Annotated in this window: 14 protein-coding genes; 8 read left to right on the top strand and 6 right to left on the bottom strand. The window is 61.7% G+C overall.

The features are described 5' to 3' along the window. Positions 1-20: 20 nt before the first annotated feature. Positions 21-1,109, bottom strand: a complete 1,089-nt coding sequence (locus tag BLU46_RS04390) for a sigma-54 interaction domain-containing protein (protein WP_063031608.1) — start codon at positions 1,107-1,109, stop codon at positions 21-23. An 8-nt stretch (positions 1,110-1,117) separates the two neighbouring features. Then, complete coding sequence (locus tag BLU46_RS04385) at positions 1,118-2,305, bottom strand: acyl-CoA dehydrogenase family protein (protein ID WP_093199004.1); 1,188 nt, start codon at positions 2,303-2,305, stop codon at positions 1,118-1,120. A gap of 412 nt (positions 2,306-2,717) precedes the next feature. On the opposite strand from BLU46_RS04385, the gene BLU46_RS04380 reads away from it, so the two are divergent. After that, positions 2,718-4,823: a TonB-dependent receptor family protein gene (locus BLU46_RS04380; protein WP_093199001.1), complete on the top strand. Its 2,106-nt coding sequence runs from the start codon at positions 2,718-2,720 to the stop codon at positions 4,821-4,823. A 159-nt stretch (positions 4,824-4,982) separates the two neighbouring features. Here BLU46_RS04380 and BLU46_RS04375 read toward each other — a convergent pair whose 3' ends face one another. Further along, positions 4,983-5,447 (bottom strand): hypothetical protein, encoded by a 465-nt coding sequence (locus BLU46_RS04375; protein WP_093198998.1) that lies wholly within the window; start codon positions 5,445-5,447, stop codon positions 4,983-4,985. Positions 5,448-5,580: 133 nt separating this feature from the next. Here BLU46_RS04375 and BLU46_RS04370 point away from each other — a divergent pair, with 133 nt between their 5' ends. Then, the gene (locus BLU46_RS04370) at positions 5,581-6,861 is read left to right on the top strand and encodes an MFS transporter (RefSeq protein ID WP_172834515.1); all 1,281 of its coding nucleotides are present in this window, start codon (positions 5,581-5,583) and stop codon (positions 6,859-6,861) included. Here the strand turns inward: BLU46_RS04370 and BLU46_RS04365 are convergent. From BLU46_RS04365 to BLU46_RS04355, 3 genes are read right to left on the bottom strand one after another with little or no spacing between them, the layout of a single operon-like run. Beyond that, complete coding sequence (locus BLU46_RS04365; protein ID WP_093198992.1) at positions 6,853-8,394, bottom strand: cryptochrome/photolyase family protein; 1,542 nt, start codon at positions 8,392-8,394, stop codon at positions 6,853-6,855. The genes BLU46_RS04370 and BLU46_RS04365 overlap by 9 nt on opposite strands. Then, the gene (locus BLU46_RS04360) at positions 8,391-8,696 is read right to left on the bottom strand and encodes a DUF6482 family protein (protein WP_093198989.1); all 306 of its coding nucleotides are present in this window, start codon (positions 8,694-8,696) and stop codon (positions 8,391-8,393) included. Before BLU46_RS04360 ends, BLU46_RS04365 begins: the two co-directional genes overlap by 4 nt. Positions 8,697-8,713: 17 nt before the next feature. Then, complete coding sequence (locus BLU46_RS04355; protein WP_063031596.1) at positions 8,714-9,250, bottom strand: DUF3833 domain-containing protein; 537 nt, start codon at positions 9,248-9,250, stop codon at positions 8,714-8,716. Between the two features lie 292 nt (positions 9,251-9,542). Between BLU46_RS04355 and BLU46_RS04350 the strand changes: the two genes are divergently transcribed. The 6 genes from BLU46_RS04350 to BLU46_RS04325 all read left to right on the top strand — a co-directional run bounded on the left by BLU46_RS04350 (position 9,543) and on the right by BLU46_RS04325 (position 15,411). Beyond that, entirely contained in the window at positions 9,543-10,211 is a 669-nt protein-coding gene (locus tag BLU46_RS04350) for a GntR family transcriptional regulator (protein WP_063031594.1), read from the top strand. Positions 10,212-10,285: 74 nt separating this feature from the next. Then, on the top strand, positions 10,286-11,092 hold the full coding sequence (locus BLU46_RS04345; RefSeq protein ID WP_093198986.1) for an ABC transporter substrate-binding protein: 807 nt from the start codon (positions 10,286-10,288) through the stop codon (positions 11,090-11,092). Between the two features lie 12 nt (positions 11,093-11,104). Beyond that, on the top strand, positions 11,105-11,881 hold the full coding sequence (locus BLU46_RS04340) for an amino acid ABC transporter permease (RefSeq protein WP_017478926.1): 777 nt from the start codon (positions 11,105-11,107) through the stop codon (positions 11,879-11,881). 2 nt (positions 11,882-11,883) lie between these two features. Next, positions 11,884-12,663 (top strand): amino acid ABC transporter ATP-binding protein, encoded by a 780-nt coding sequence (locus tag BLU46_RS04335; protein WP_017478927.1) that lies wholly within the window; start codon positions 11,884-11,886, stop codon positions 12,661-12,663. Between the two features lie 20 nt (positions 12,664-12,683). Beyond that, positions 12,684-13,775 carry a polyamine ABC transporter substrate-binding protein gene (locus tag BLU46_RS04330; protein WP_093198983.1) on the top strand — a complete coding sequence of 364 codons (1,092 nt, stop codon included), beginning with the start codon at positions 12,684-12,686 and terminating at the stop codon, positions 13,773-13,775. A gap of 25 nt (positions 13,776-13,800) precedes the next feature. Next, positions 13,801-15,411, top strand: a complete 1,611-nt coding sequence (locus BLU46_RS04325) for a gamma-glutamyltransferase family protein (RefSeq protein ID WP_093198979.1) — start codon at positions 13,801-13,803, stop codon at positions 15,409-15,411. Positions 15,412-15,645: the final 234 nt, after the last annotated feature.

Here is a 15,645-nt window from a genome sequence, read left to right as displayed (position 1 = left end):
GGTACGCCGCGCGGTGCAGGTCAGATCGACAGGTGCAGCACTCGCTCGTCTTTGGCGCCAGCCAGCGGGCGGCGCTTGTTGACCTTCAGCTCACCCAGGTTGATCAGCAAGGTGCGGGTCACGTTGCGGCTCAGTCCCAGCAACTCGGCGGTGTGCACCTGGTTGTGATGGCACAGCCGGTAGGCGGCGGTCAGCAGGCTGCGTTCCACCTGTTCGTGGAGGTTGTCGATCTGTTCTTCGAACAGGCGCTGGAAGGCCAGGTCAAGCAGGTCATGGGCCGTGGTGCTGTCTTCCTGGCGTTCGATACGCAGGTTGGACATGCGCAGGTCATCGGCCTGGATCACGCCGTCACGGCAGATCAGCAGGGTGTGGTGGATGACGTTTTCCAGCTCGCGAATATTCCCCGGCCAACTGTAGGTGGCCAGTCGTTGCTCGGCGTCCTTGCTCAGGATCACCTCGCCGTACCCCAGGCGGCGGGTGTAGGTGTCGATGAAATACTGCACCAGCGGCAGAATATCGCCGGGGCGGTCCCGCAGTGGGCTGAGTTCCAGGTTGACCACGTTCAGGCGGTAGAACAGGTCCTCGCGAAAATGCCCGGCGTTGATGGCTTTTTCCAGCTGCACGTTGGTCGCCGCCAGCACCCGCACATTGATCGGAATGCTTTTGCGCGACCCCAGGCGCACCACTTCACGTTCCTGTAATACCCGCAGCAGCTTGACCTGGATCGACATCGGCAGGTCGCCGATTTCATCGAGGAACAGCGTGCCGCCGTTGGCTTCTTCAAACCAGCCAGCCTTGGCGCTGAGGGCGCCGGTGAACGCGCCTTTCTCGTGGCCGAACAGCTCGGCCTCCACCAATGATTCGGAGAACGCTCCGCAATTCACCGCCACGAACGGCTGCTCCTTGCGGCCGCTGAGGTTGTGGATATGACGAGCCACCAGCTCTTTGCCGGTGCCGGTTTCGCCGATGATCAGCACGCTGGCTTCGCTCGGCGCGACTTGTTGCACATGCTTGAGCAAGGCCTTGGACCTGGGGTCTTCAAACACCTGGGCGGTGGCGCGGATGGAAGTGGCAAGGGCGGGCGAGGGCGGTAGGGTGAGCAGTTGCATGGCAATCTCTACGAATAGAACGTCGGGATGGGCGGGGTACCGTTCAGTGCCCATTCGCCCAGTTCATGAAGCTTGTAGTCCAGCGGGTCATGCAGGCTCTGGGTGCGCAAGTTGCGCCAGTGCCTGTCGAGGGCCACCGAGGCGTTGGTCGCCCGCGCGCCGGTGACCTCGAAGACCTTGCTACACAACTCCAGGCCATTGCGGCTGGCGGCGACTTTGGCGGTGGCGATGGCAATCGCAGCTGTGCCGCGTTCCTCGCTGGTCAGGGCCGAGCCCTTGGCCCATGCCGCGTCCAGTACCTCACCGGCGCGCTCCACCAACAGGCGGGTGCTTTGCAGCGCCACCCAGAAATCGCCGTAGTGGCTGAGGATGTAAGGGTCCTGGGTGCTGTGGCTGGCGCTGGAGCGGAACCACGGGCGGGCTTCTTCCAGGGTGTATTGGCGCGCTTCTTCGAATGCGCCCTCGGCGATGCCGAGGAAGATATTCGCAAAATGCAGTTGTGCAATCAGCGGGCGCAGGCAGGCGAACGGCGTGCTCAACGGCCCCGGGTCCAGCAGCAGGTCGGACTCTTCCACGCGTACGCGCTTGAAGGTCACGCTGCCGCTGTCGGTCTGGCGCTGGCCCATGTTGTTCCAGTCGTTGTGCAGGATGATCCCGCTGCGGGCGCTGGGAATCGCCGCGATCAGCAACTTGCCGCCTGCGCTTTCATCGATGGCCGAGGCGATCAGCATCTCCGAGTCGTTGGCCCCGGAGCAGAAGTTCTTCTGTCCCGAGAATTCCCGCCAGCCCGTGTGGCGCTTGACCACCGTGCGGGTGTCCAGCGGGTTCAGGGTGTTGCCCCAGAACCAGTTGTTGCTGGCCGTCAGGCTGAACCAGGTTTGCCATTGTGCGGGCGTGGCGAACAACCGGACGGTGGCAAGCATCAGGTGATGAAAGCCGAATACGTGGGCGATGGAGCTGTCGACCCGGGCGAATTCGCGCACCACCTCGAAGGTTTCCGACCAGTTGGCATCCAGCCCGCCGAATTGCCCGGGGATGCTCAGGGACAACAGGCCGCTGCTGCGCAGCTTGTCGCGTTCGGCTTTGGGCGTTCCGCCGCTGGCATCGCGGTCGACGGCAGTGCGGGCAAATTCGCGCGCCAAGTCACGGGCAATCTCCAGCGGCGTCCTGCGGGTGCAGAGTAAGTTGGCCGTCACGTGAATACCCCATTTAATTAATTTCCCTGAGCGTTGGGTAGAGCAAGACTCATACCAAGTAAATGTGGGCCGGTAACTTGCGTTTTCTGATGGGTGTGCAGGCGCGAAGAGTGCCGGATACGCAACTTTTGTTGGTCAGCTGTTGGGATTCAAACAGTTGCGCCCGAGGCCTTTAGGACGGGGGTTTGGTTATGCTTTTATCGATTAAACATATAATTAAATGTGCATTTTAAGCATTGTTGTGAAACGAACATTTCCCCAGCAAAGTGTTGCGCCTGTGACGATTAAACCGGGCGGTGGGCCCGCGTTTATTGATGTTTTGACGTGGCACGAACCCTGCAAAGTTGGATTCAGAGCGCGACTATACAAATAGATGCTCCAACTAATTAGAGACCCCAGGAGTATTTAATCCATGCGGCAACTGTTTGAACCACGCGCTCGTCGTTTTGAGTCACTGGCCACCGCGTCCAGCCTCGGCGTGCTGTTGATGTTGATACACGGCGCGGCCTTTGCCGCCCAGGCCGATCCGACCCTGGCCACGGTGGTGGTCACCGGCGCCGAAGCCACCGAAGCGCAAAAGGCCGAGAAGCAGCTGGCCAAGGTACCCGGCAAAACCGCGGTGATCGACAACCGCAAGATCGAGCAGGGCCGGGCGGCGAATGCCGAGGACGTGCTGGCGTTGCAGCCGGGAGTCTTCGCTCAGGCCACCAGCGGTTCGGGTGCCAACAAGATTTCGATCCGTGGTTCGGGCCTCAACACCTTCTACCAAGGCTATGTGCTGGGGATCAAATTCCTCTATGACGGCCTGCCATTGACCGGCCCGGGCGGCACCCAGGAAGACATGCTGGACATGGCCTCCGTGGACCACACCGAGGTGCTCTACGGCGCCAACGCTTTCCGTTATTCGGCGTTATCCCTGGGCGGCGCGATCAACTTCGTGAGCAAGACCGGCCGCACCGATCCGGGCAACTACGCGCGCTTCGAAGCCGGCAGCTTCGGCTACCGCAAGCAGCAGCTGAGTACCGGTGGCGTTGACGGCGACAACGACTACTACGTCAGCATCCAGCACAACGAGCGGGATGGTTATCAGGACAACACGCCGAACAAGGGACAGGGGATCGTCGCCAACTTCGGCCACGTATTCAGCCCGCAACTGGAGACGCGCTTCTACATTCGCTACAAGGAAGAGACTCTGAGCCAGGGCAACACCCTGACCAAATACCAGCTCAAGCACGACCCTACGAGCAACCTCGTGCCCATCGGGCGCAAGAAGGACGGCTCGACCCTGCTGGGCAGCACCACCACCTACACCTTCGACGACAATGCCAAGCTCGAAGTCGGCCTGGGCTACAACGACTACCCGCTGGACAACGGCTGGCGTTACTCGCCAACACCCCAGGAATGGCGCTCCCAGGACGTCAACCTGACCTTGCGCTACCTGCGCACCGCCGACACCTTCTTCGGCCTGCGCAGCGACAGCAGCGTGACCTTCAGCAACACCCTGGCGTACCTCGCCGATGTGAAGTCCCACAGCAAGGCCACCGGTATCACCCAGCAGAAAACCAACTACACCGGCTCCCGGGACACGGTGTTTTCCCTTGGCAACGAACTGCAACTGAATGACCGTACGTGGCTGTCCACCGGGCTGTCGCTGATTGATATCAAGCGCAAGGCGCAGATCGAATACAGCACCGGCACCAATACCAGCGCGTTCCCCAGTGGCGTTGAGTACGACGAGACCGACGTCGCCCCGCGCATCGGCCTGCGCTACCAGCTGACCCCGGAATTCGAAGTGTTCGGCAACGTCAGCCGCTCGGTGGATCCACCCGTTACCTGGCAGCTGGGCAGCACCGGCACGCCCTACATCCGTGATGTGCGGCCGCAAAAAGCCAACACCGTGGAGTTCGGTATTCGTGGCGGCCATGGCATCTTCGACGGCAGCCTGACGGTCTACCGGTCGTGGGTGCAGAAAGAACTGTTGTCGGTGGTGGTGCGCCAGGCAACCGCCACCCAGGACCAGTTGGTGGCCACCTCCAACGGCAGCGCAACGATTCACCAGGGCATTGAAGCTGGGCTGAATGCGCAACTGTGGGACGGCGGCAACGGCGACACCGTGACCTTGCGCCAGGCCTACACCTTCAACGACTTTCACTACCGCAATGATGGGGTGTTTGGCGACAACCAGTTGCCGGGCTTGCCGCGTCAGGTCTACCAGGCGGAGCTGGAGTATCGCCAGGGCAGTGGTTTCTACGCGCAGCTCAATGCCCGGGCGGCGTCCAGCTACTACGTGGATTTCGCCAACTCCCTGAGTGCGCCGTCCTATACGTTGTGGGGCGCCAAGGTGGGCTACGAGGCCCCGAGCAAGAAGTGGGAAGTGTTCGTCGACGCGCGCAACCTGACCAACAAACGCTACGCCACGGCCACCAACACCGCGTACGACGCCAAGGGCCAGGACTCGGCCAACTTCTATGTAGGGGATGCGTTCAACGTGACCACGGGGGTGGCGTTTCACTTTTGATGGCAGCACAACGACCTGACAGGCAAAGCAAATCCAGTGTGGGAGCTGTCGAGCTTTAGCGAGGCTGCGATGGCATCACCTCGGTGTACCTGAAGCACCGAGGTGCCCGCATCGCAGGCAAGCCAGCTCCCACACTGGATTTTTGTAGCGGCTGGAGATTCAGTTCTGCGGCCGCTGCTTGGTCGAATCCAGCTCGGCCTTTTTGCCGGTGCTGATCTCGGTGATCTGCGCCGACTTGGCGATTGCAAAGTCAAAGGTGTCCTGCATCTTGGCGATCGCATCAGTCGCTGTGCCGTTCAGGCCACCGTTGGCCGCCCAGTCGAAGTTCCACACCCCGGACAGGTTATCGGCACCCGCCACGTCATGGGTTTCAATGGCGGTGAACACGTCGGGATGGCGTTCCATGTACTGGGCAGCAGTGCTCACATCGGCGGGCACCTTGCCCGAGGCATTGCTGGCCAGTTGCGAAAGCTCTTGCTTGGTAATCGCCGATTTGCCCGACTGGCGCATGTAATCGGCGATCACCTTGCTCGACTTGGAAATATTCAACTTGTCGTCGAATACCGACGTCGAGGCTTTTTGAGTGGTCGGTCCGCCACCGGCGGGTGTTACGGTAGTAGACATCGGCGCTGCTCCCTCAATGGATTGGATGACATCGAAGCCGACGTTAGCATGGGCAATTGGCCATTTATCGCCGGCTTCACAACAATTCGCAGCGGCCGGAAAATTTCACAGCGTTTCGCACAGGGAAGGGATGGTGTTCAGGACGAGTCAAGGGCAAAGCCGGTTTTCCGGGTTTTTCATCAGCCGCAATTTTTCACTTTTATGGCTGGGCCAGGCGCTCTCGTCCTTCGGCGAGTTCGTGCTGGAGAGCACGATCATCGTCTGGCTGGTGACCGATCTGTTCCGCGACAGCGCCTTTCTACCCAGCGCCGTGGGCCTGGCGGTGGCGGCCTCGGCGATCCCGCGGGTGCTGGTGGCGCCATTGGCGGGTGCCTGGGTCGACCGCCTGCCTGCGCTCTACGTGATGATCACGGCTGATGCTATCCGGGTGATCAACTTCCTGATCTTTATCCTGATCTATTCGCTGTCCGGCCTCGATCAGATGCAAGTGTTCGCCGGCGTGCTGTTGTTGCTGGTGATGAACAGCAGCGCCGCGCAGTTCTTCAACCCGTCCCGGCAGGCGGTCATGCAAGTGATCATTCCCGCTGAGCGGCGGGTGGAAGCGTCGGCCAAGACGATGTTTTCCCTCACGGGCATTTCGGTACTTTCCGCTTCCGTGGGCCCGGCGCTGTTTGTGTGGGTGGGGCCGATCTGGGCGTTGCTGATCAATGTGCTGGCGTTCAGCTGTTCAGCGCTATGTATCCTGGCCACCCGAGATTTAGGGGCTGCATTGCCCGCAGAGCGCGCCTCATTCTGGCGTGGACTCTTGGCCGGCCTGCGGTTTTCCTGGGGGCACCCATCGATTCGAACCCTGCTGACCGGCGTGGCGTTATATGGCTTTTCCCTCGGTATCAACAACGTCGTCCTGTCGTTGTATGCCTTCAAAACGTTGGGCCTGAGCCCGCGTGAATATGGCCTGGTACTCGCCGCATTCCCCGTCGGCGGGCTGATGGCGGCCTTTCTCGTTCGGCCGCTGTTGAAGGCCTTGAGCATTCGACGCGCGTTCACCGTGGCGCTGTTGTGCCTGGGGCTGAGCTACCTGGGCTATGCGTTGCATCCGCCGTTTTACCTGGCCTGGGGGCTGATGTTCTGCTGCGGGCTGTGCTTTTCGGTGTTTGCCATGGTGCAGGGGCCTATGCTGCAAGAGGCCGTGCCGGCAGGCTATATGGGCCGAGTCTCCGCGACCGTGACGCCGGTGCTGGCCATTGCCTCGCTGACCGGCACCCTGGTGTGTTCCCAGACGCTCAGCCTCGTGCAAGGCGTGGATGTGTATGGCGGCTACATCGTTATCGCGGCGAGCCTGCTGCTGACGGGAGGTGGATTGATGCTGCTCGGTCAGCGTGCCGGCAAACACCAAGTCGCCCGCTCAAAGTGACTCGCCCGCATCCAGCTTCGCCAGTAGCCGCTGGCCCCGGTTCCACAGCGCGTTCTGCTTGGATTCAGGCATCCGGTCGAGATTCTTGTAGAGCATGGCCATGCGCTGATTGCCCCGCAGCAGGTCGCCGTGGCGCATCAGGAAGTGCCAGTAAAGCGCATTGAACGGGCAGGCATTGTCAGCGGTACTTTCAGTGACTTTGTACGCACAGTCGCGGCAGTAGTCCGACATGCGCTTTATATATTGTCCGCTCGCGCAATAAGGTTTGGAGCCCAGATAGCCGCCATCCGCATGCATGACCATGCCCAGGGTGTTGGGCAGCTCGACCCAGTCGAAAGCGTCCATGTAGATCGCCAGGTACCACTCGCATATCTGGCTGGGCACGATGCCGGCCAGCAGGGCGAAATTGCCGGTGACCATCAGCCGCTGGATGTGATGGGCGTAGGCATGTTTCAGGCTTTGGCCGATCGCCTGGCGCATGCAGTTCATTTGCGTCTCGCCCGTCCAGTAGAACTCCGGCAGCGGGCGGCTGTTGCCGAATGCATTGCCGGCGGCGTAGTCCGGCATCTTCAGCCAGTACACGCCGCGTACGTATTCACGCCAGCCAATCAGTTGGCGGATAAACCCTTCGGCGGCATTCAGCCCGATGCCGCCCGACCAATAGGCTGCCTCCACGTCGCTGCACAGTTGGCGCAGGTCCAGCAGGCCGATGTTCAGCGCCGCGCTGATACGGGCATGAAACAGGAAGGGCTCGTCGCTGGCCATGGCGTCCTGGTAGTCGCCGAACCCGGCCAGGCCGTAATCCAGAAAGTACTCCCACAGTGCCTGGGCATCGGTGTGGGTTACCGGGTAATCGAAGGTGTCCAGGTCGCCGTAGTGGCTGCTGAAGTGTTTACGTACCAGCGCCAGCACGTCCTGGGTGATGGCGTCTGAACTGAAGCGCGCCGGGTAGGGCGCTTTGGTTCCCTTGGGCAGCGCCTTGCGGTTGTCCGCATCAAAGTTCCAGGCGCCGCCGACCGGGGTGCCGTCACCGTTGAGCAATAGCCCGCTCTTGCGGCGCATCTCCCGGTAGAAGAACTCCATGCGCAGCTGTTTTTTGCCGCTGGCCCAAGCGGCGAATTCGTCACGGCTGCACAAAAAGCGGCTGTCGGCATGCCACTGGATCGGCAAGCCGCAGTCTTTCAGGGATTGTTCCAGGCGCCAGTCGCCGCATTCGGTCAGGTGCAGTTCCTGTGGCTGCATCAGCGATTGCCAGCGCCCTAGCTCGCCGGGTACCGAGCCGGTGTTTTGCGGGTCGTCCAGGGCGACGTACTGCACCCGGATACCACGCTGCTGCAACGCCTGGGCAAAGTGGCGCATGGCGCTGAAGACCAGGGCGATTTTTTGCGGATGGTGGGGGACATGGCTGGCTTCCTCCATGACCTCGACCATCAAGACGGCATCGTGCTGGCTATCCAGCCCGTCCAGTGAGGCCAGGTCAAATGAGAGCTGATCGCCCAGCACCAGGCACAGGTTTCTAACGGCCTTGGTCACCAGGGCGCTTCCAGGGAGAACGGCGTCCGCAGTGCCTCAATGGGCCCTTCACGCCGGCCGCACATTTCATCATGGACGCACTGATGCACCAGGGTGCAGGGGAACGCCGGGACTGACTGCAACACGTCACGCAGGTGATTGACGGAGCGAAAGTGCAGGGGCTTTGCTGCAGCGTCCAGCAACGTGAACTGGCCGTGGTCCAGCCGGACGCGCGCCAGATAGAAACCGCCTTCCAGGGAGAGCAGTTCCATTTCACGCACGTCGCCTTGGGTGGCCAGTTGGGTCAGGGTTTGCAGGTTCATGATTCACTCCTTGCCGGTCAGGGTTGCGAAGACTGGCGACGGAAGAACAGCGTCACCTGTCCCACTTCGACCCCCAGCTTGGACATGCTGGAGCGATTGATCAGCGTGTCTTCGTCCATCAGGTACATCCAGTCGTCGAGGCTCACTTCGTAGACGGAGCCGTCCACCGGCAGGCTCAGCACGTAACGCCAGTGCAACGCGTTGCCGGCCACTTCGCCCTTGGCCTCACCGACCACGTCGTCGGCGCGGCCGCGCCAGTGGTTCGGGCCATCGGGGGTCAGGGTCCAGACGCGCCGCTGGCGAGTGCCATCGCTGTAGAGAAAGCGTTCGTCGAGAATCAGGTTTTCACCCTCGCGGCGGCTGGCGATATTCACCTCGAAACGCTTGGCCACTTCACCCGAGCGTTTCTCGAATATGCCCCAGGCCTTGACGGGCTTGCTGAAGAAGCTCACCAGGTCCAGTTGGGGTTGCTGGTCGGCATAGTGTTTTACATCCACGCTGCCACAACTGCTCAGGCCCAGCACCAGGGCCAGCGAAACCAATAGACGGGTCATTGCGGTTCTTCCAGAGAGGGCGTGATACCGCTGATACTTGTACAAAATAATAAAATTGTACAGGAATTTAGAAAGGTACCAGGATGTTACCGGCTACCGGCCTGCCCAGTTATGGGCCGTTCCTTGAACCTTTTGGTAGCACTTTCCTGCGGTATTGCGACGTGCACGGGGCAATGCCACTCACCAACTCCATCTGAATCAATCACTTGAAGCACTACCCGCCAACCTGGCACGCAAACTGCTTTTTTGTATTCGTGGATAATTGGATACAAAAATTCAAAAGGTGCTGCCGATGCAATTCGCTCCCGCTTATGTAGAACGCCAGCCGCTGACCGCCGAGGAGGAGGCCTACACCTTCCTGCTGGACGCGATTTGCAGTGGCCGCTACCGCAAGGGTGACCGGTTGATCGCCGAGGACATCGCCAGCGAGATCGGCATGAGCCGCATGCCGGTGCGCGAAGCCTTCCGCCGCCTCGACGCTCAAGGCCTGGTGACCCTGCGGCCTAACCGTGGGGCGATTGTCAGTGGCCTGGATATCGACGAATTGCACGAAGTCTTCGAGATGCGCAGCGCCCTTGAAGGCCTGGCGGTGCGCGTGGCGGTGGGGCGGATTGGCGAGCGCCAGTTGGCCGCGCTGGAGCGGCAGCTGGACGAGATGGACGACTACCGCGACGACAGTGCCGAGTGGGTCAGCCGCCACCGCGCCTTTCACGAATACCTGTGCAGCCTCAGCGGCCGCCCGCGCCTGATGAAGCAGATCTCGGCGCTGTACTCGCTGGTGGAGGCGCCCATGCGCCTGTGGCTGCAGCACGGCGACAAACCCCTCAGCGCCCGCCAGGAGCATGCGGTGATCCTCGATGCGATTCGCGCCGGTGATGCCGACCGCGCCGAAGCCGTGGTGCGCGAGCACATCGAAGGCACCGTGCCGGCGCTGATTCAGTTCCTGCAAACGGAAAAATAGAAGCGGGTACAAACCCGCCCGTGTTTTGACTTTGAGTCCTGCCCCCGTTGTTCAACGAACTGGAGTGTCTGGTCATGCATAAACGTCACGGCTTGCTGGTCGCCATATCCCTGGGCCTCTGCACACAAGGGGCCTTTGCTGCGCCCCAGGTGCCGGAGCGCCTGCAGAAGGTCGACAAACTGGTGTATTGCTCGGGGATGGATTCACCGCCCCTGGTGTCCTTCGATGAAGCGCAGAAACCCCGGGGACTGACCGTCGACCTGGGCCTGGAAATCGCCAAGCGCCTGGGAGGCAAGCAGGTGCAATGGCGGGTGATTCCCTTCTCCGGGCTGGTGCCGGCGCTGCTGGCCCAGCAGTGCGACATGATCGTCGACCAGCTGTTCGACAAGCCCGAGCGGCGGCAAGTGATCGACATCGTCAACTACATGTATTCCAGCCAGTCGGTGGTGGTGCCCAAGGGCAACCCCAAGGGCATCCAGGCGCTGGATGACCTGTCCGGGCACAAGGTCGCGGTGCTCAACGGCTCCACCATCAAGACCCTGCTCGACGCCCAGAACGACAGCCTGGCCAAGGCCGGCAAGCCACCGATGAAACTGGTGGTGTACAACACCGACACCGACGCCTTCCAGGCCCTGCGCATCAACCAGGTGGACGCCTATGGCACCACCGTGGAAACCGCCGGTTACTACGCGGCGATGGCCCCGGAACTGTTCCAGGAAGGCGTACCGGCGTTCAGCCGGATCCTGACCGGCCTGGGCATTCGCAAGGACGATCCGCAGCTCAGCGCCGCCGTGCAGCAAGTGGTCAGCGACATGCGCAGCGACGGCAGCTACGTCCAGTTGTTGAACAAGTGGCATGTCAGCAGCGACACACTCGACTGAGGCAAACCTGCGATGAATTTCAATTGGGATGTGTTCTGGCAGTACCTGCTGCAGCCCAGCGGGGTGTACCTGACCGGGCTCTGGCTGACGTGCCTGATCGCGGTGTCGGCGATGCTGCTGGGCTGTGTGCTGGGGTTGGCGGCGGCGTTGTTGCGGTTGTCGAAGAACCCGCTGCTGCACCTGCCAGTGCGTTTTTATGTGTGGTTGATGCGTGGCACGCCGTTGCTGGTGCAGATCGTGTTCCTGTACACGGCGCTGGCGGCGGGGGGGATTTTTCGTTTCGAGGATATCGACCTGTTCGGGCTGGTGGTCCCCGGGAATATCCAGGCGGCGATCATCGCCCTGGGCCTGAATGAAGGCGCCTATATGGCGGAGATCATCCGGGCCGGCATTGGCGCGGTGGACAAGGGCCAATACGAAGCCGGGCGCTCACTGGGCATGGGCTTCGCCAAGCTGATGCGGCGCATCGTGCTGCCCCAGGCGTTCCGGGTGATCGTCCCGCCGCTGGGCAACGAGTTCAACGTGATGCTCAAGAACACCACGCTGGTGAGTGTGATCGGCGTGCAGGAGCTGTTGCTCAGCACCCAGATGGTCACCTCGGCGACGTTCCGGGTGTTTGAGTTGTACCTGGTGGTCGCCATCTACTTCCTGTTGTTGACCACGCTCTGGGGCTTTTTCCAGCGCTGGCTGGAGGCGCGTTTCGGCCAGTCGGACCGGCCTTCGTCACCGCCGCCGGCCTCCAGCCGGATGTTCGGTCGCAGCACCCTGAAATTGCTGAGGGGACGCTAACCATGGCGCACAAAAGTGAAGAGTTGATCATCGAGGCCCTGGATGTGCACAAGTCCTTCGGCGAGTTGCAGATCCTCAAGGGGATTTCCCTGCAAGTGCGCCGTGGCGAAGTGGTGGTTCTGATCGGTGCCTCGGGCTCGGGCAAGACCACCTTTATCCGCTGCATCAACCTGCTGGAGGACATCCAGGGCGGACGCATCCGCGTCAACGGTCGGGCGATGGGGTATCGCGAACGTGCCGACGGCAGCCTGGTGCGGGACTCGGAGCGCAACATCGCTCGCCAGCGCCGGGACATCGGCATGGTGTTCCAGCGCTTCAACCTGTTCCCCCATATGACCGCATTGGAAAACATCATCGAGGCGCCGATCCAGGTGCTCGGTGTGTCTCGTGCGGCGGCATTGGAACAAGCCCGCGGCCTGCTGGAGCGGGTGGGCCTGGCGGACAAGGCCGGCCACTACCCGTCGATGCTCTCGGGCGGGCAGCAGCAACGGGTGGCGATCGCCCGGGCGCTGGCGATGAAACCCCAGGCCATGTTGTTCGACGAGCCCACCAGCGCCCTCGACCCGGAAACCGTGGGCGAAGTTTTGCAGGTGATGAAAGAGTTGGCCGAGGAGGGCATGACCATGGTGGTGGTGACTCATGAAATGGGCTTTGCCCGTGAAGTGGCCGACCGCGTGGTGGTGCTCGACCAGGGCGAGCTCATCGAACAAGGGCCGCCGGAACAGATTTTCAGCCGTCCCAGCCATCCCCGTACCCGGGCCTTTCTCAGCCGTGTGCTATGACCCTTCCAAGGAAAGTCTCAATGCGCTTATCGAGTGTGTTCGCGGCCCTGTGCTGCGCCGCGATTGTCCCCATGACCCAGGCCGCCGACCCGGTGGTGAAGGTCTATAACTGGTCCGATTACATCGGGCCCGACACCTTGAAGAATTTCGAGAAAGACAGCGCCATCAAGGTCCAGTACGACATCTTCGACACCAACGAGATGCTCGAAGCCAAGCTGCTTTCCGGGCATTCGGGGTATGACGTGGTGGTGCCGTCCAGCCAGTTCCTGTCCAAGCAGATACGGGCCGGTGCCTACCAGCCGCTGCAACGTTCCCTGCTGGATAACTGGAAGCACCTCGACCCGCGCCTGATGCAACGCCTGGAAGCCGCCGACCCGGGCAACCGTTACGCCGTGCCATATATGTGGGGCACCGTGGGCATCGGCTACAACGAGGAAAAAGTCCGTGCGGTGCTGGGCAAGGACGCGGTACTGGATTCCTGGTCGATGGTGTTCGAACTCGGCAACCTGGCCAAGCTCAAGAGCTGCGGCGTGGCGTTTCTCGATGCGCCGGTGAAGATCATTCCCCAGGTGATGCTCTACCTCGGCCTGGACCCCAACAGCGTCAAGCCCGACGACTACAAGCAAGCCTCGAAACGCCTGATGGAACTGCGGCCTTCGGTGACCTACTTCAACTCGTCGAAATACACCGCCGACCTGGCCAACGGTGATATCTGCGTGGCCATCGGCTATTCCGGTGACGTGATGCAGGCCCGGAACCGCGCCAAGGAAGCGGGCAAGCACCTCGACATCCGCTACCTGATCCCCAAGGAAGGCGTGAACCTGTGGTTCGACATGCTGGCGATCCCCAAAGACGCCGGCAACGTGGCCAACGCCCACGCCCTGATCAACTACCTGCTGCGCCCCGAGGTGATCGCGCCCATCAGCGACTACGTGGGCTACGCCAACCCCAACCAAGACGCGACGGCGCTGATGGACCCCAAAGTCAGCGGCAACCCCGGTATCTATCCCGGTGACGAAGTGATCAGCCACACCTTCGTTTCCGCCGACCTGCCGGAAGCCATCCAGCGCCTGATAACCCGGGAGTGGAACCGGGTCAAATCCGGCCAATGAATCCTTGTTTTGAAGAGCCTTTGCCATGTTGAAATTCTCTGCTCATGAATACCCTTATCCGTCCCAGCGCCAGAGCGTGTTCGCCCGGCGCGGCATGGTCGCGGCTTCCCAGCCTTTGGCTGCCCAGGCCGGCATCGAGATCATGCAAAAGGGCGGCAACGCCATTGATGCCGCCATCGCCACGGCGGCGGCGCTGACCGTGGTCGAACCCACCGGCTGCGGCCTGGGGGGCGACGCGTTTGCGTTGGTCTGGTGCAAGGGCCAGCTGCATGGCCTTAACGGCAACGGGCATGCGCCGGCGGCGGTGTCGATTGAGACGGTGAAGGCCGCCGGCCATGAACAGATGCCGCTGTATGGCTGGACCCCGGTGACGGTGCCGGGCTGCCCGTCGGCATGGGCCGAGTTGTCGCAGCGTTTTGGCAAGCTGCCGTTTGCCGAACTGCTGCAACCGGCCATCAGCTTGGCACGGGACGGGTTTCCGTTGTCGCCGGTGGTTGCCCATCAATGGCAGGTCGCCCTGGACGAGTTCAGCCCCCATCGCGACCCGGTGCTGGAGGCGTGGTTCGAAACGTTCCTGATCGACGGCCGGACGCCACAGGCCGGGGAGGTTTTTCGTAACCCAGCCCAGGCGCGAACCCTTGAAGAACTGGCCGCGACCCGCTGTGAAAGCCTGTATCGCGGCGCCCTGGCCGAGCGCCTGGACGCCCATTCCCGGGCCACCGGTGGCTACTTGCGGGCCACCGATCTCAACGGCTACCGGGCGCAGTGGGTGGAGCCGATCCACATCAATTATCGCGGGGTCGACGTGTGGGAAATCCCGCCGAGCGGGCAGGGGCTGGTGGCGCTGATGGCGCTGAAGATTCTGGAAGGGTTCAGCTTTGATCACCGTGACAGCCAGCAGACCTGGCATCGTCAGCTGGAGGCGATGAAGCTGGCGTACAGCGATGGCTTGCACTACATCACTGACCCGCTGCATATGCGGGTGGCGGTGGCGGATTTGCTCAGCGATGGGTACAGCTCCCGGCGGCGCGAGCAGATAGGGGAGCAGGCCCAGCCACCCAAGCCTGGTGATCCTCACGCCAGTGGCACGGTGTATCTGGCCACCGCCGATGCGGAGGGCAATATGGTTTCGTTTATCCAGAGCAATTACCACGGGTTTGGCTCCGGTGTGGTGTTGCCCGACAGTGGTATTGCGCTGCAGAACCGAGGGCAGGAGTTCAGCCTTGATCCGGGGCATGCCAATTGCCTGATGCCTGGGAAAAAGACGTTCCACACCATCATTCCTGGGTTCCTTACCCGGGATGGCCAGGCTCTCGGGCCGTTTGGTGTGATGGGCGGGTACATGCAGCCTCAGGGGCATGTGCAGATGGTGATGAATCTGGTGGATTTCGGTCTTAACCCCCAAGCGGCCCTTGATGCACCGCGTTGGCAGTGGTTGGGGGAGATGAAGGTGGGCATCGAGCAGGGGGCGTCGCGGGATTTGGCCAATGCCCTGGCTCGGCGTGGGCATCAGGTGCAGATTGCCAGTGACCTGACGGACTTCGGGCGTGGGCAGATTATCCTGCGGGATCCAGTCAGTGGAGTGCTGTGTGGTGGGACCGAGCCCCGGGCGGATTCGCATATTGCGGTGTGGTAGGCGACGGTGATCGTTCCCACGCTCTGCGTGGGAACGCCGCCTCGGACGCTTCGCGTCCCGCTGGCACCGCCGGACTGATGCCCCGCGCAATGGTGACGCGGAGCGTCACTGTATGCATTCCCACGCAGAGCGTGGGAACGATCAAAAAGCCAGAGCGAAAAAAGATCTGCTTTTCTGTGGGAGCTGGCTTGCCTGCGATGCAGACAACTCGGTTTTTCAGATATACCGAGGTGA

It is taken from the genome of Pseudomonas yamanorum, from assembly GCF_900105735.1.
Lineage (GTDB): Bacteria > Pseudomonadota > Gammaproteobacteria > Pseudomonadales > Pseudomonadaceae > Aquipseudomonas > Aquipseudomonas yamanorum.
The sequence above is the reverse complement of the archived record's forward strand: the minus strand, read 5'-3'. Positions and strand labels throughout refer to the sequence as shown.

Bases quoted from the DNA above. Each gene is read 5' to 3' on its own strand.
- BLU46_RS04390 (WP_063031608.1), bottom strand. From the start codon at position 1,109: ATGCAACTGCTCACCCTACCGCCCTCGCCCGCCCTTGCCACTTCCATC.
- BLU46_RS04380 (WP_093199001.1), top strand. From the start codon at position 2,718: ATGCGGCAACTGTTTGAACCACGCGCTCGTCGTTTTGAGTCACTGGCC.
- BLU46_RS04375 (WP_093198998.1), bottom strand. From the start codon at position 5,447: ATGTCTACTACCGTAACACCCGCCGGTGGCGGACCGACCACTCAAAAA.
- BLU46_RS04360 (WP_093198989.1), bottom strand. From the start codon at position 8,696: ATGAACCTGCAAACCCTGACCCAACTGGCCACCCAAGGCGACGTGCGT.
- BLU46_RS04355 (WP_063031596.1), bottom strand. From the start codon at position 9,250: ATGACCCGTCTATTGGTTTCGCTGGCCCTGGTGCTGGGCCTGAGCAGT.
- BLU46_RS04350 (WP_063031594.1), top strand. From the start codon at position 9,543: ATGCAATTCGCTCCCGCTTATGTAGAACGCCAGCCGCTGACCGCCGAG.
- BLU46_RS04345 (WP_093198986.1), top strand. From the start codon at position 10,286: ATGCATAAACGTCACGGCTTGCTGGTCGCCATATCCCTGGGCCTCTGC.
- BLU46_RS04340 (WP_017478926.1), top strand. From the start codon at position 11,105: ATGAATTTCAATTGGGATGTGTTCTGGCAGTACCTGCTGCAGCCCAGC.
- BLU46_RS04335 (WP_017478927.1), top strand. From the start codon at position 11,884: ATGGCGCACAAAAGTGAAGAGTTGATCATCGAGGCCCTGGATGTGCAC.
- BLU46_RS04330 (WP_093198983.1), top strand. From the start codon at position 12,684: ATGCGCTTATCGAGTGTGTTCGCGGCCCTGTGCTGCGCCGCGATTGTC.
- BLU46_RS04325 (WP_093198979.1), top strand. From the start codon at position 13,801: ATGTTGAAATTCTCTGCTCATGAATACCCTTATCCGTCCCAGCGCCAG.